The organism is Phycicoccus sp. HDW14 (assembly GCF_011383005.1).
Classification (GTDB): Bacteria; Actinomycetota; Actinomycetes; order Actinomycetales; family Dermatophilaceae; genus Phycicoccus.
The window spans coordinates 1073851-1088237 of sequence record NZ_CP049935.1 but is presented as its reverse complement, the minus strand read 5'-3'; the positions used below and the strand labels follow the sequence as shown (position 1 = coordinate 1088237).

The following is a 14387-nucleotide window of genomic DNA, read 5'->3' as shown; positions in this document are numbered from 1 at the left end:
GAGGGCTCAGCGCCCGAGCACGGCCCAGCCGTGCGGTGCCACGCCGTCGTCCCGCTCGCGGGTGGCGGCGTCCGCAGCGACCAGACCGGCGGTGTCGAGCTCGAGCGGCTCGTCGTCGAGGTTGAGCGCCACCCGCAGCGTGCCGCCGTCGGGCCCCTCCCCCGTCACGTCGAGCACGTACTGCGTGTTGGTCAGCTCGACCGCGCTCGACCGCGCCCGGTGCAGCCACGGGTGGCGCCGGCGCAGGCCGAGCAGCTCCTGGTGCAGGGCGAACACCTCGCCGTCGGCGCCGGGCACGGCCGTGGTGTCGGTGCCGAGGTCGGGGCGCACGGCGTCGTCGCCCCCGAACCGCTCCTCCTTGACCCCGAGCAGCCCGAGCTCGTCGCCCGCGTAGACCTCCGGGGTGCCGCCGAGCACGGCGAGCAGCACCGTCGCGTGCGGGTGGTGGCGGGGGTCGGCGACCTGGCTCGCGATGCGCGTGACGTCGTGGTTGCCGACGAAGGTCGTCGGGACGAAGGTGTCGAGGAAGGCGTCGTGCCGCCCGAGGGCGTGGTCGAGCTCGTGGAGGTTGCGGTCGGTGAGGCTGGACCACACCGCCTTCCACAGCTCGTACTGCGTCACGGTGTCGACCGTGCTCTCCTGCACGAAGGCCGCGTAGTCGCCGTGGATGACCTCGGCCTCGAACCACACGTCCGGATGGGTGCGCCGGACCTCGGGCAGCACCGCGGCCCAGAAGGCCGGCGGCACGGCGTACCCGACGTCGAGGCGCCAGGCGTCGGCCCCGCGGTCGAGCCAGTGCCGCATCACCTCGACGACGAGCGCGGCGACCTCGGGGGCGTCGTGGTCGAGCGCGACGAGCTCGTCGTGGCCCTCCCACGTCGCCGGCCGGGTGCCCCCGGAGCCGTCGGGCTCGTGGCGCAGCATCCGGCCGCCGGGCGAGTCCGGGCCGTCGCGCTCGGCCTCGGCGACGAACCGGTGGCCCCGCCCCACGTGGTTGAAGACGCCGTCGAGCTGGACGCGCAACCCGCGCTCGTGGGCCGCCTCGACGAACCGGTCGAGGTCGGCCTCCTCGCCGAGCCGCGGGTCGAGGCGCAGGTGGTCGAGGGTGTCGTAGCCGTGGAGCTCTGACGCGAACACCGGGCCGAGGGCGACGCCGTTGGCCCCGAGGGCGACGACGTGGTCGAGCCACGGCAGCAGCCGCAGCAGGCGGTGCTCGTCGGGGCGGGCGGGGCCGGCCGGGGGCTCCGGAACGGCTCCGACGGCCCCGAGCGGGTAGACCCGCCACCAGACGGCGTGCTCGACCCAGGCCGGCTCGGGGCTCAGAACGCCTCCTCCATCGCGCGCTTGCGGACCTCGGTCTTGAAGCCGGCGCGGATGGCGTCGAGCGGCGTGCCGGCGACGGGGAGGGTGTCGTCGGGCGTGTGCAGCCAGCGCACCACCTCCTCGTCGTTCATCCCGCCGTCGGCGAGCACCGTGAAGGTGCCGCGCAGGGCCGGCAGCGGGCCGTCGTCGTCGACGAAGCCGGCCGGCACGGCGAGCACGCGCCGCTCGCCGATGCGCAGCGCGAGCAGCTCGCGGTCCTCGATGAGGGTGCGCACGTCGGAGAGCCGCAGGCCGAGGCGCTCGGCGAGGTCGGGGACGGTCAGCCAGTCCGGGACGAGGGAGGTCAGGTCCGGGGTGGTGTCGGGTGCGGAGTCGCTCACCCGGCCAGCGTGCCACAGCGCGCGGGCCCGACCGCGAACCGATCCTGCGCAGCACCCTGCGCACCACGCGTCACTCCGGTACCGTGGGCCCCAAACGTCACACTGCTCCCCCAGGACACCCCCGTCCTCCAGCCCGAAGGACCCGCGTCATGGTCGTCGCTGCACCGCCGCCCGCCACCCCCGTGCTCGAGCCCGTCACCGCCGTCGTCGCGCCCTCGCGCACCGCGCCGCACGGGTGGACCACCTACACGGTCCGCGACGGGGACACCCTCGACGCCATCGCCGCCCGGCACCGGACGACCGTCGGCGCCCTCGTGGCGCGCAACCACGTCCGCACCCCCGGGATGATCCACGCCGGCGACCGGCTGAGCGTCCCGCGCACCGCCGCCGAGGCCGCGAAGGCGGCGAAGGCCAAGGCCCGCGCGGCCGGCCGCGTGCACGTCGTGCGGGCCGGCGAGACGATGAGCCACATCGCCGCGCACTACCGCGTGCCGCTCGCCGGGCTGCTCAAGGCCAACCACCTCTCGGCGCGCAGCCTGATCCACCCCGGCGACCGCATCCACGTCCGGGGCGCCGGCGCGGCCGCCTCGTCCTCGAGGAAAGCGAGCAGCCCCCGCCCCGCGGCCACCACCCGCCGGCACACCGTGCGCTCGGGCGAGACCCTGAGCGGCATCGCCGCCCGCTACGGCACGAGCGTCTCCGACATCGCCCGGGCCAGCCGGATCTCCAGCGGCTCGCTGCTGCGGGTCGGCCAGCGCCTGCGGATCCCCGCCTCGGCGACGCACGCCGTGTCCGACACCTTCAACGGCGTCACATACCCGAGCTCGGTCGTCGCCGCCGCCCGCCGCAACCACGCGATCCTCGCCAAGCGCTCGGTGCCGAGCCGCAGCGAGACGCGCGCGATCATCGTGAAGACCGCGCGCCGGCACGGGGTCGACCCCCGGCTGGCGCTCGCCGTCGCCTCGATGGAGTCGGGCTGGAACCAGCGGATGGTCTCCCCCGCCAACGCGGTCGGCGTCATGCAGGTCATCCCGTCCGGTGGCCAGTGGGCCTCCTCGCTCGTCGGCCGCCGGCTCGACCTGCTCGACGCGCGCGACAACATCACCGCCGGGGTCGTCATGCTGCGGGCGCTCGGGCGCTCGGCGAAGAACACCGAGCAGGCCGTCGCCGGGTACTACCAGGGCCTCGGGTCGGTGCAGCAGCACGGGATGTACAGCGACACGAAGTCCTACGTGCGGACGATCATGCGGCTCCGCGCCACCATGTGACGCGCCGGACGGAGAGCGGGGGCAGGGTCGTGACTACGTACACTCCTACGGTGTCTCCCCCGGCGACGCCCTCATCGGGCGCACCCTCGACGGCCGCTACCGCGTGCTGTCCAGGATCGCCGACGGCGGGATGGCCACGGTCTACCTGGCGCTCGACGAGCGGCTCGACCGCGAGGTCGCCCTCAAGGTGATGCGCCCCCACCTGGCGCACGACGAGACCTTCGTCAGCCGGTTCCGGCGCGAGGCCCGCTCGGCCGCCGCCCTCTCCCACCCCAACGTCGTCGCCGTCTACGACCAGGGCCAGGACGACGGCTCGGTCTTCCTCGCGATGGAGTACGTCCCCGGCCTGACCCTGCGTGACGTCCTGCGCGAGGAGGGCACCCTCTCCCCGCGCGCCGCCCTCGACGTGCTCGAGGCGGTGCTGCTCGCCCTCGCCGAGGCGCACACCAAGGGCCTGATCCACCGCGACGTCAAGCCCGAGAACGTCATCATCAACGACAACGGCACCGTCAAGGTCGCCGACTTCGGCCTGGCCCGGGCGGTCTCGAGCCAGACGATGACCAGCTCCTCCGGCGTGCTGCTCGGCACGGTGGCCTACCTCTCCCCCGAGCAGGTCGAGCGCGGAGTCGCCGACGCCCGCTCCGACGTCTACGCCGCCGGGCTGATGCTCTTCGAGATGCTGACCGGCACCAAGGCCTTCACCGGCGAGACGCCCATCCACGTGGCCTACCAGCACGTGCACGGCGGCGTGCCGAGGCCGTCGGACCGCGTGGCCGGCCTGCCCCCGGCCCTCGACGAGGTGGTGGCCGTGGCGACGGCCCGCGACCCCGACGAGCGCCCCACCGACGCCGCCGACTTCCTCACCCTCGTCCGGCGCACCCGCGCCACCCTCACGCCGGCCGTCCTCGACGCCCGACCGGACGGGGCCGCCGCGCTGGCCGCCGCCTCGGTGCCCACGGCCACCGCCGCGCTGCCCGTCCGCGACCGCTCGGCCGTCGTGCCGGCCGGTGGGGCGAACGGGCCCGGCCGGTCGAACGGGTCCGGCGGGTCGGGCGGCGGTCACGCGCGCACGACGGCCATCAGCCTCCCCCGTGAGCCGCTCGAGGGGGTCGTCGTCGCCGACGGCCGCCGCGGGCGCAACTGGTGGCCCGCGGCGGCGGCCTCGGTGCTGCTCGCGGCAGCCACCGCATGGTTCTTCTTCCTCGGCCCGGGGGCGATGGCCACCGTGCCCTCGGTGCTCGACCGCACCCAGGCCCAGGCGGTCTCGGCCCTGGAGGCCGCCCACCTCGACCCCTCGGTCGCCCCGGCGTTCTCCGAGGACGTCGCCAAGGGCACCGTCATGGGCGTCGACCCGGGGGTCGGTGCCTCCGTGCGACGCGGCTCCGAGGTCGTGCTCACCGTGTCGAAGGGACCCGAGCGCTTCGCCGTGCCGACCCTCGCGGGCTCGAGCCTCGCCGAGGCCAAGCGGCAGCTCGCGGGCACCAACCTCGCGCTGGGCAAGGTCACCGAGGCCTTCTCCGACACGGTGCCCGAGGGACAGGTCGTCTCCTCCTCCCCGAAGGCGGGCGCCAGCGTCAAGCGCGACGCGGCGGTGGCCCTCGTCGTCTCCAAGGGCCGCCAGCCGATCGCGGTGCCCGACTTCACGAACAAGAGCGCCAAGGACGCGCAGCAGGCGCTCACCGACCTCGGGCTCAAGGTCGATGCCTCGAAGCAGGACAACAGCGACACCGTCAAGAAGGGCGACGTCATCAGCCAGTCGCCGCGCGACGGCACGCTCTTCAAGGGCGACGCCGTCACCCTCGTCGTCTCCAAGGGCCCGGTGCTCGTCGACGTGCCGAACGTCATCGGCAAGCAGGTCGACGAGGCGCGCAGCGTCCTCGAGGCGGCCGGCTTCAAGGTCAAGGTCGAGCGGGCGCTCGGCGGCATCTTCGGCACGGTGCGCTTCCAGGACCCCGAGAGCGGCCAGGCACCCAAGGGCAGCACCGTCACCGTCACGATCGTCTGACCCCCCGGTGACTCCCCGGTGACCACCCGGCTCGCCCGCGCGGCGACCCTGCTCCTCCTGCTCGTCACCGCGGTGTGGGGCTCGACCTTCTTCCTCATCCGCGACCTCGTCGCGACCGTCCCGCCGGCCGACTTCCTCGCCGTGCGCTTCGCGATCGCCGCGCTCGTCATGGGTGCGGTCTTCCGTCGTCAGGTCCTGGCCCTCTCGCGCCGCGAGGTGCGCACCGGGGCCGTGCTCGGGGCGCTCTACGGCGTCGCGCAGCTGCTGCAGACCGTCGGCCTCCAGCACACCGACGCCTCGGTGTCCGGGTTCGTCACGGGCACCTACGTCGTGCTGACACCGCTGCTCGGGGCGCTGCTGCTGCGCGAGCGTGTCGACGCCGTCACGTGGGGCGCGGTGCTGCTGACCACCGCCGGCCTCGCCGTGCTCTCGCTGCGCGGCCTGTCGCTCGGGTACGGCGAGGGCGTCACGCTCGCCTCGGCCGTGCTCTACGCCGGGCACATCGTGGCGCTCGGGCGCTGGTCGAGGCCGTCGGCGGCGGTCGGGCTGGCGAGCGTCCAGGCGGCGGTCATCGCCCTGGTCTGCGCCGTCGCGGCCGTCCCGGGTGGGCTGACCCTGCCCTCCGGCGGCGGCCAGTGGGCCTCGATGCTCTACATGGCCCTCGTCGCCGGCGCCGCCGCGCTGTGGGCCCAGACCTGGGCGCAGGCCCACCTCACGGCCACGCGGGCGGCCATCGTCATGGCGATGGAGCCGGTGTTCGCGGCCCTGTTCGCGGTGCTGCTCGGCGGCGAGTCGGCCACCGGCAGGCTGCTGCTCGGGGGTGCGCTGGTGCTGTCCTCGATGTACCTCGTCGAGCTGCGCGGCCTGCTCGCCCGGCGCCGGCGGGCCGGGGCGACGGCCGCCGAGGACCCACCCGTCGAGGCCCTCCACCACGACGTCTGACCGGGTCAGAGCCGGAAGAGGCGCACGACGATCTCGTAGCAGCGGGCGACCGACGCCGGGTCGTGGAGGTCGCCGGGCTGCTCCCCCACCCGGGCGGCCCGCTCGCGGATGGCCGCGCCGGGGTCCGGTGCGACGAGGTCGAGGCACAGGCCGGTGACGACCGCCGCGGCGTCGTGCACGTCGAGGTCGTCGAGGACCAGCCCGTCGTGGAGCAGGGTCGCCGCCTCGCCGAAGACCTCGCGCGCCATCTCGCGGTCGACCTCGGGCCGGTGGTCCGCGACCCAGTCGGCGGTCGCCAGGAACTGGTCGTACGGCGGATGGGTCGGCACCGGCTGCATGCCGCGAGGCTGGCAGGACCACGCAGCCGCCGACAACCCATTTCCCCCGAACGTGTGTGGAGAACGTCGGGATGACGACGGTCTTCACACACGTTCGGGGGACGAGCGGGGCTCAGGACGCGGAGAGGACCTCGCGCGCGGCGGTGACGGCCGCGTCGGTGCCGGCGTCGTCGACGTCGAGGTGCCACACGAGCCGGACGGCGCGTGGGCCGACGGCGTAGGTGCGCACCCCGTGCTCGAGCAGCGCGTCGACGAACTGCGCAGCGGTGAGGCCCGCCGCGCCGACGTCGAGCACGACGATGTTGGTCTCGACCGTGGCGGGGTCGACGGTGCCCGGGGCGACCTCGGCGCAGGCCTCGGCGAACCGGCGGGCGCGCGCGTGGTCGTCGGCGAGCCGCTCGACGTGGTGCTCGAGCGCGTGCAGCCCGGCCGCGGCGAGGATGCCCACCTGGCGCATCCCGCCGCCGTAGCGCTTGCGCCAGATGCGCGCCTCGGCCATCGCTTCAACGGACCCGGCGAGCACCGACCCGACCGGCGCACCGAGACCCTTGGACAGGCACACCGACACCGTGTCGAACTGCGATCCGTACTCGGCCAGCGACACCCCGGACGCGACGTGCGCGTTCCACAGCCGCGCGCCGTCGAGGTGCATCGCGACCCCGAGCTCCGTTGTGGCGGAACGCACCTCCCGGATGGCCTCGATGGGCTGCACCGTGCCGCCGCCGAAGTTGTGCGTGTTCTCGACGACGACGAGGGCGGTCTCGACCTGGTAGGGCCCGACGCCGGTGGTGACGAGCGACATCGGCCCCGCGGGGTCGAGCAGCCCGCGCACCGACGGCCACGTGCGCGACGTGATGCCCGAGAAGGCCGCTGCCGCACCGAGCTCCGCGCGCACGACGTGGGCCTGCTGGTCGGCGACCATCTCCTTGCCGGGGGCGACGTGCAGCCGCAGCCCGAGCTGGTTGGCCATCGAGCCCGTGGGCGCGAAGAGCGCGTCCTCGTGCCCCAGCAGGCCGGCGACCCGCTCCTCGAGGGCCCGGACCGTGGGGTCCTCACCGAAGACGTCGTCGCCGACGTCGGCGCGGGCCATCGCCTCGCGCATGGCCGGGGTCGGACGGGTCAGGGTGTCGGACAACAGGTCCGCACGGTACGTGGCCATCGGCGCCGTCAGTCCTGGGCCAGCATCTCGGCGACGAGGAAGGCCAGCTCGAGGCTCTGCTGGTGGTTCAGCCGCGGGTCGCACACCGACTCGTACCGGGTGCCGAGGTCGGCGTCGAGGATCTTCTCCGAGCCACCCACGCACTCGGTGACGTCGTTGCCGGTGAGCTCGACGTGGATGCCGCCGGGGTGCGTGCCGAGGGCCTGGTGCACCTCGAAGAAGCCACGCACCTCGGCGACGACGTCGTCGAAGTCGCGGGTCTTGAAGCCCGACGCGGACGAGTAGGTGTTGCCGTGCATCGGGTCGCAGACCCACGAGACGAGCGCACCCGACGCGGTGACCTTCTCGACGATGGCCGGCAGCGCCTCGCGCACGCGGCCCGCCCCCATCCGGGTGATGAAGGTCAGGCGGCCCGGCTCGCGGTCGGGGTCGACGACGTCGATCATCCGCAGCAGGTCGTCGACATCGGCGTTCGCGGACACCTTGACGCCCACCGGGTTCCGCACGCGCGACACGAAGTCGATGTGCGCGCCGTCGAGGTCGCGGGTGCGCTCCCCCACCCAGATGAAGTGGCCCGAGGTGTCGTAGAGGTGGCCGGTGCGCGAGTCGACGCGGGTCATCGGCCGCTCGTAGTCGAGGAGCAGCGCCTCGTGCGCCGAGAAGAACTCGGTCGTGCGCATCGCGTCGAAGTCGGCACCGCAGGCGGCCATGAACCGCATCGCCTTGTCGATGTCGCGGGCCAGCCGCTCGTAGCGGGCGTTCGCGGCGTTGGCGACGAAGCCCTTGTTCCAGTCGTGGACGTGGCGCAGGTCGGCGAAGCCACCGGTCGTGAAGGCCCGCACGAGGTTCAGCGTCGCGCTGCTCGCGTGGTAGCCGCGGACCAACCGGTCGGGGTCCGGGCGGCGCGACTCGGGCGTGAACTCGTAGTCGTTGACCATGTCGCCGCGGTAGGCCGGCAGCGTGACGCCCTCGCGGGTCTCGTCGTCGCTGGAGCGCGGCTTGGCGTACTGCCCGGCCATCCGCCCGACCTTGACGACCGGCATCGACGCGCCGTAGGTGAGCACCGCGGCCATCTGGAGGATGGTCTTGACCCGGTCGCGGATGTTGTCGGCGGTCGCGGACACGAAGGTCTCGGCGCAGTCGCCGCCCTGGAGCACGAACGCCTCACCGCGCGAGACGGCGGCCATCCGGTCCTTGAGCACGTCGCACTCGCCGGCGAAGACCAGCGGCGGATAGGTCGCGAGCGTCCCGACGGCCGCGTCGAGGGCGGCGCGGTCGGGCCAGACCGGCTGCTGGGCGGCCGGCAGGTCGGCACCGGCGGCGAGCCGCTGGAGGGGGTCCGGGAGGTGGTCGTGCTCACGAGCGTCAATGGTAGGTGGGCGTCCGACATCCGGGACAGCGGGCCCGCATCGCGGTCAGGTGGCGGGTGCGGCGTCCTCGTCCTCGAGCCCGTGGGCCAGGGCGAAGCGCACCAGCTCGACCCGGTTGTGCAGGTGCAGCTTGCCCAGCGTGTTCTGCACGTGGTTCTGCACCGTGCGGTGCGAGAGGAAGAGCTGGGCGGCGATCTCCTTGCTCGACATCCCGGTGGCCACGAGCCGCAGCACCTCGGTCTCGCGGGCGGTCAGCTGCGGGATGGGCCGCTCGCGGTCGGTGGCCTCGGCCGGCTCGCTCACCCCGGCCTCGCTGCCGAGCCGCCGGAACTCGCCGAGCACCAGCCCGGCCAGCCCGGGGGTGAAGACCGCCTCGCCGCGCCCGGTGGCGAGCACGGCCTCGAGGATCTCGGGGGCGAGGCCGACTTCACGAGGTACCCGGTGGCCCCGGCCTTGATGGCGGCCAGCACGTCGTGCTGCTCGCCGCTGGCCGAGAGGATGAGCACCCGGGTCGGCAGGTCGCCGAGCGCCCGGCACACCTCGTCGCCGCGCATCCCGGGCAGGTTGAGGTCGAGGACGAGGACGTCCGGGCGCGCGGCCCGGGTGCGCCGCACCGCCGACGGGCCGTCGGCGGCGGTGCCGACGACCTCGACACCGCGCGCCACGAGGTCGCGCTCGAGCGCCGAGAGCCACAGCGGGTGGTCGTCGGCGACGAGCACGCGCGGGGAGTCGGTGCCCGGCGGGGGCGCCTCGGGGTCGGTCATGGTCGGTCCTCCGACGTGCGCGGGACGATGATCCGGACGGTGCATCCTGCCCCGGGGCGGGTGGTCCACGTGGCCGAACCACCGAGGTCCTCGACCCGTCCGCGGATCGAGGAGCTGACGCCCATGCGCCCGCGACCGGCCGCCCCGGAGAGCTCGACGAGGTCGGCGCCGACACCGTCGTCGCGCACGGTGAGCTCGACCCCGGCGGCGTCGCCCTCGAGGAGGACCCAGGCCCGGGCGCCCTCCCCCGCGTGCCGCGCGACGTTGTCGAGGACCGCGGTGAGGGCCGCGTCGAGCTCGCGGGCGACCGGCGGGTCGACGAGCAGCGGGTCCCCGGGTACGGCGACGGTGACCCCGGGGCGCTCGTGCGCGGTGACGGCCAGGCGCAGGTCGACCTCGGCCCCCTCGACGCCGTGCAGGTCGACGACCGACCCCCCGGGCGCACCGGCCCCGGACACGAAGCGGCGCAGCGCGCGCTCCTGGTCGGCCGCGATGGTGGCCAGCTCGTCGGCCTCGCCCCCGAGCTCGGCCCCGCGGCGGTGGATGAAGGCGAGCGACTGCAGCACGCCGTCGTGCACGACCCGGGCGATGCGCTCGCGCTCGCGCAGCCGCTCGCGCTCGAGGAGGACCTGCTCCTCGCGCTCCAGGCCCGAGCGGGCGAGGTCGACGGCCAGCCCGATGAGCCCGCCGAGCAGCACGAGGATGACGATGTTGTGCACGGTGCCCTGGGTCGGCCGGCCGGCGATCTCGACGAGGTCGGCCGCGGCGATGACGCCGGCCGCGACGAGCCCGCCCCGCGCCCCGGCGACCACGGCGGCCCCGGCCACCGACCCCGCCGCCCACACGGTGGGGAGGGTGAACTGGCCCGACGTCACGGCGGCCATGCCGTCGGCGAGCGGGGTGGCCAGGATGGCCGCCGTGGCGATGACGACCTCGGCGACGAGCACGGTGCGCCCACGCCGCCGGTACACCAGCAGCCCGAGCGACCAGGCGGCCATCACCCCGAGGACGAGGACCGCGACCCAGGGCCGGACCATGTCCTCACGCCGTTCCCAGGCGAGGAGGTCCGCGTAGGCCGTGGCGAGCGGGCGGAAGACGTCGAGCCCGCGGTGGAAGGCCTCGACGACGACCGGCTCGCGCCGCCCGGTGCGCGGCGAGCTCGGGCCGAGGACCCCCACGTCGCCCCTCAGCTCGCGCGCCGCTCCGGGCCGGCGTCGCGCCGGTCGGCGGCGGTCCCGCCCTCCCCGAGGCCCTCGTCGTCGAGGGCGTCCTCGAGCTCGCGGGCCGCACGGCCGGGGGCGGCGGCCTCGGCGGCCTCCTTGGCCTTGTTCTTCTTCTCGCGGGCGATCCGGTCCTTCATCGCCGTCGCGTACATGTCGACGTACTCCTGGCCGGACAGCTCCATCAGTGCGTACATGATCTCGTCCGTGACCGAGCGCAGGACGAACCGGTCGCCCTCCATGCCCTCGTACCGGGAGAAGTCGAGCGGCTCGCCGACCTTGACCCCGATGCGCACGAGCTTGGGGATCTTGGTACCGGTGGGCTGGGCCTTGTCGGTGTTGATCATCGCGACGGGGACGACCGGCACGCCGGCCTCGAGGGCCATCCGGGCGACACCGGTGCGGCCCTTGTAGAGCCGGCCGTCGGGGCTGCGGGTGCCCTCGGGGTAGAGGCCGAGCAGCTCACCGCGGCGCAGGACCCTCAGCCCGGAGCTGAGCGCGGCCTCGCTGGCCCGGCCGCCGGAGCGGTCGATGGGCAGCTGGCCCACGCCCTTGAAGAACGCGGCGGTCAGCCGGCCCTTGAGCCCGACTCCGGTGAAGTAGTCGGACTTGGCGAGGAAGGTCATCCGCCGCGGGACGAGCAGCGGCAGGAAGATCGAGTCGGAGAAGGAGAGGTGGTTGCTCGCGAAGATCGCGGCACCGTCCTCGGGGATGTTCTCCTCACCCTCGATCCACGGGCGGAAGAGGAGGCGGAGGACCGGCCCGAGGACGACCGTCTTCAGCACCCAGTAGAACAACGGACCACCCTTCCTCGCGTCTGCCGGGAAGCCTAGTGCACCCCCGCGACGTTGCCCTCTCGTCACCGGTGTCGTCCCACGACCCGGAGGCACCCGGAGGGGCGTGCGAAGATCGTCCCGTCCCCCGACGCGAGGAGTGAGCGTGACCGACCGCCCCGGTGAGATGGACGAGCGCGACGTCGACGAGCGCTTCGCGTCCATCGTCGCGGCGTGGGACGGCCCGAAGCCGGCAGCCGACCCGGCCTCCCCCGCCGACCCGTCCGGCGTCGACGGCCCCGCCGACGACGAGCCGGCCGACGACCCGGTGCGCGCGCCCCGGCAGCCGTGGGTCAACCCCTCGCCCCTCGACATCGTCCTGCCCGCCTCGTCGTGGCGGGTCGCCGAGCCGCCCGCGACCGATGACGGCGTCGTCCCGGAGGTCGCCGCCGACGCGGCCGAGGCCGCGGAGGACGACGAGCACTTCGAGCCGCCGGCCGTGCACCTGCCCCCGCAGGAGGACCTGCACTTCTGGGGTGCCGTGCTCGGCCTGGTCGCCGGGCCGCTCTGCCTCATCTACGTGGCGATGGCCCGTCCGTTCCACAGCACCCGGTGGTTCCTCGCCGGTCTCGTGCTCTCGCTCGGCGGCTTCGCGCTCCTCGTGCTGCGCCAGCCCCGCCACCGCGACGACACCGACGACGGCGCCCGCGTCTGACGTCCGGGCGCCGGGCCCGGCGCCCCTCAGTCGATCTCGAGGTCGACCCACGCCGGTCGGTGGTCGCTCGCCGCGGCCCACACCGAGTCGGGCAGCAGCACCTCCCGCGGGGGCAGCACCCGCAGCCGCGGCGAGGCGAAGAGGACGTCGAGCCGGCGCCTCGGCGCGCGCGCCGGGTAGGTCGGCGCGTGCGGCCCCGCCACACCGAGCCGCCCCGGCACGTCGACGAGCCGGAAGGCCGGTCCGTCGTCCTCCTCGTTGAGGTCCCCCGCGACGAGCAGCGGCTCGACCCCGTCGAGCGCCGCGAGCACGGCCTCGACGTGCCGCACCCGTTCCGGCGGTCGCAGGCTGAGGTGGAGCGAGACGGCGGTCAGCTCGTGACCGCCGGCCAGCCGGATGCGGGCGCGCGCCCACCCGCGCGTGCGGTCCGGCCAGCGCACCGGCAGCCGCTGGTGGGAGGCCTCGAGCAGCTCGACCCGCTCGGCGGTGAGGACGGTCGTGCCGCCGCTGCCGGTCTGCCGCCCGCTCCAGCGCATCCCGCACGCGGCGGCGAACCGGCGCAGCCGCCACGGGGCGAAGAGCCGGCGCGGGACCTCCTGGAGGCACAGGACGTCGGGGTCGACGGCCCGCACGACGCGCGCCGCGAGGCGGTGGTCGTCGAGGAAGTCGCGGGTGTTGTACGTCGCGACGCGGAACCGCTCGCTGGCCACGACGCCTCAGCCGGAGGGGCGCTCGGCCCGGTCGACGGCCTCGGCCCAGGCGAGGTCGGCGGCCCCGACCCGCGCGAGGTCGGCGGCGCCCACGAGGCCCGCCTCGTTGCCGAGCTGGGCGGCGACGATGGCCGCCTCCGGGCGGTAGCCGCGCCCGGTCAGCTGGCGCCGGAAGGCAGCGCGCGCCGGGTCGAGGAGCAGGTCGCCGGCCGCGCTGACCCCGCCGCCGATGACGAAGGTGCCGGGGTCGAGGGCGGCGGCGAGGTCGGCGATGCCCACCCCGAGCCAGCGCCCGATCTCGCCGAGCAGCTCGCGGGCCAGCGGGTCGCCGTCGCGCGCGGCCTCGGTGACGAGCGGCCCGGTGAGCTCGCCGGGGTCGCCGCCCACCCGATCGAAGAGGTCGGAGACCACGGGGCTGCCGGCCGACATCAGCGAGCGCGCCTCGCGGACGAGGGCGTTGCCGGAGGCGTACTGCTCCCAGCAGCCGCGGTTTCCGCACTCGCAGCGGATGCCGTCGGGGACCACCTGCATGTGGCCGAACTCCCCCGCGATGCCGAACCGGCCGCGCACCACCCGGCCGTCGAGGACGATGCCGCCGCCGATGCCCGTGCCGAGGTTGACCATGACGAGGTGGCTCTCGCCGCGGCCGGCGCCGAACCGGTGCTCGGCCCAGGCGGCGGCGTTGGCGTCGTTGTCGACGAAGATCGGCAGGGCCAGCCGCCCGCCGAGCGCGGCGCGCAGCGGCTCGTTGCGCCACGACAGGTGCGGGGCGAAGACGACGGTGGCGCGGTCGGCGGCGACGAAGCCCGCGGCCCCGATGCCGACGGCGACGACGTCGTCGCCGTGGCCCATCAGCTCCTCGACGGCCGAGACGATGGTGTCCTCGACGACGCGCGGGCTCGTGGAGCGGTGCGGGGTGTCGCGCCGGGTACGGCGCAGCACCGTGCCGGCGGCGTCGACGACGCCCGCGGCGACCTTCGTGCCGCCGATGTCGACGCCGATCGCGAGCGGGCCGTCAGGCATCGTCGTCCTCCCGGGGCCGGTCCTGCCGGGACCGCGACGCGGCGAGGTCGCCGAGCACGCTGGCCGCGAAGCCCGCGAGCTCGGCGAGGCCGCTCAGCGTCTCGGGACTCAGCTGGCGCACGAAGGCCGAGGTCCGGCAGACCGGGCACCACTGGCAGACGGGGTCGTCGCAGCTGAAGCCCCCGGCCGTGCGGGGCGCCTCCTCCCCCGCGGGAGGGGTCCCGTGGGGCTCGTGGCCCTCGCGGGTCCCGTGGCCGTCGCGGGACTCGTGGTCCTCGCGGGTCCCGTGGTCCTCGCGGGCCTGTCCCTCCCCGCTGCGGCGCAGGCTCGCGAGGAGACGCTCGGCCTCCTCGGCGACGCTCCCCACCTGCTCGTGCCAGCCCTCCGCCGTCATCGT

Annotated in this window: 16 protein-coding genes; 4 read left to right on the top strand and 12 right to left on the bottom strand. The window is 75.0% G+C overall.

Going from position 1 to position 14387, the window contains the following annotated elements:
- Positions 1 to 6 precede the first annotated feature (6 nt).
- Complete coding sequence (locus G7075_RS05405; protein WP_166124235.1) at positions 7 to 1323, bottom strand: alpha-amylase family glycosyl hydrolase; 1317 nt, start codon at positions 1321 to 1323, stop codon at positions 7 to 9.
- Complete coding sequence (locus G7075_RS05400) at positions 1320 to 1703, bottom strand: Rv2175c family DNA-binding protein (RefSeq protein WP_166124234.1); 384 nt, start codon at positions 1701 to 1703, stop codon at positions 1320 to 1322. The genes G7075_RS05405 and G7075_RS05400 overlap by 4 nt, the downstream gene beginning before the upstream one ends.
- A gap of 149 nt (positions 1704 to 1852) precedes the next feature.
- On the opposite strand from G7075_RS05400, the gene G7075_RS05395 reads away from it, so the two are divergent.
- From G7075_RS05395 to G7075_RS05385, 3 genes are all read left to right on the top strand, one after another.
- Positions 1853 to 2971 (top strand): LysM peptidoglycan-binding domain-containing protein, encoded by a 1119-nt coding sequence (locus G7075_RS05395; protein ID WP_166119634.1) that lies wholly within the window; start codon positions 1853 to 1855, stop codon positions 2969 to 2971.
- A 73-nt stretch (positions 2972 to 3044) separates the two neighbouring features.
- Positions 3045 to 4976, top strand: coding sequence for a Stk1 family PASTA domain-containing Ser/Thr kinase (gene pknB / locus G7075_RS05390; RefSeq protein ID WP_371814228.1), 1932 nt, complete (start codon positions 3045 to 3047; stop codon positions 4974 to 4976).
- Between the two features lie 18 nt (positions 4977 to 4994).
- Positions 4995 to 5918, top strand: coding sequence for a DMT family transporter (locus tag G7075_RS05385; protein ID WP_166119631.1), 924 nt, complete (start codon positions 4995 to 4997; stop codon positions 5916 to 5918).
- A 5-nt stretch (positions 5919 to 5923) separates the two neighbouring features.
- Here the strand turns inward: G7075_RS05385 and G7075_RS05380 are convergent, their stop codons facing one another.
- The 7 genes from G7075_RS05380 to G7075_RS05355 all read right to left on the bottom strand — a co-directional run bounded on the left by G7075_RS05380 (position 5924) and on the right by G7075_RS05355 (position 11566).
- Positions 5924 to 6256, bottom strand: coding sequence for a hypothetical protein (locus G7075_RS05380; protein ID WP_166119628.1), 333 nt, complete (start codon positions 6254 to 6256; stop codon positions 5924 to 5926).
- Positions 6257 to 6368: 112 nt separating this feature from the next.
- On the bottom strand, positions 6369 to 7415 hold the full coding sequence (locus G7075_RS05375; RefSeq protein WP_166119626.1) for a low specificity L-threonine aldolase: 1047 nt from the start codon (positions 7413 to 7415) through the stop codon (positions 6369 to 6371).
- 8 nt (positions 7416 to 7423) lie between these two features.
- Entirely contained in the window at positions 7424 to 8785 is a 1362-nt protein-coding gene (locus G7075_RS05370; protein ID WP_166124233.1) for a class II 3-deoxy-7-phosphoheptulonate synthase, read from the bottom strand.
- Positions 8786 to 8830: 45 nt separating this feature from the next.
- Positions 8831 to 9088 carry a response regulator transcription factor gene (locus G7075_RS22495; protein WP_371814188.1) on the bottom strand — a complete coding sequence of 86 codons (258 nt, stop codon included), beginning with the start codon at positions 9086 to 9088 and terminating at the stop codon, positions 8831 to 8833.
- Entirely contained in the window at positions 9085 to 9549 is a 465-nt protein-coding gene (locus G7075_RS22490) for a response regulator transcription factor (protein ID WP_371814187.1), read from the bottom strand. The genes G7075_RS22495 and G7075_RS22490 overlap by 4 nt, the downstream gene beginning before the upstream one ends.
- A complete protein-coding gene (gene macS, locus G7075_RS05360; RefSeq protein WP_166119623.1) occupies positions 9546 to 10727 on the bottom strand; it encodes a MacS family sensor histidine kinase in 1182 nt (393 codons plus the stop codon). The genes G7075_RS22490 and macS overlap by 4 nt, the downstream gene beginning before the upstream one ends.
- Before the next feature lie 8 nt (positions 10728 to 10735).
- Positions 10736 to 11566: a 1-acyl-sn-glycerol-3-phosphate acyltransferase gene (locus G7075_RS05355; protein WP_166119620.1), complete on the bottom strand. Its 831-nt coding sequence runs from the start codon at positions 11564 to 11566 to the stop codon at positions 10736 to 10738.
- A gap of 142 nt (positions 11567 to 11708) precedes the next feature.
- Here G7075_RS05355 and G7075_RS05350 point away from each other — a divergent pair, with 142 nt between their 5' ends.
- Complete coding sequence (locus G7075_RS05350) at positions 11709 to 12257, top strand: hypothetical protein (protein ID WP_166119617.1); 549 nt, start codon at positions 11709 to 11711, stop codon at positions 12255 to 12257.
- Positions 12258 to 12283: 26 nt separating this feature from the next.
- Here G7075_RS05350 and G7075_RS05345 read toward each other — a convergent pair whose 3' ends face one another.
- Genes G7075_RS05345 through G7075_RS05335 form a run of 3 tightly spaced genes read right to left on the bottom strand, consistent with a single transcriptional unit; the run spans position 12284 to position 14384 of the window.
- Positions 12284 to 12967 (bottom strand): endonuclease/exonuclease/phosphatase family protein, encoded by a 684-nt coding sequence (locus tag G7075_RS05345; RefSeq protein ID WP_166119615.1) that lies wholly within the window; start codon positions 12965 to 12967, stop codon positions 12284 to 12286.
- Positions 12968 to 12973: 6 nt separating this feature from the next.
- Positions 12974 to 13990, bottom strand: a complete 1017-nt coding sequence (locus tag G7075_RS05340; RefSeq protein WP_166119612.1) for an ROK family glucokinase — start codon at positions 13988 to 13990, stop codon at positions 12974 to 12976.
- A complete protein-coding gene (locus G7075_RS05335) occupies positions 13983 to 14384 on the bottom strand; it encodes a hypothetical protein (protein ID WP_166119609.1) in 402 nt (133 codons plus the stop codon). Before G7075_RS05335 ends, G7075_RS05340 begins: the two co-directional genes overlap by 8 nt.
- Positions 14385 to 14387: the final 3 nt, after the last annotated feature.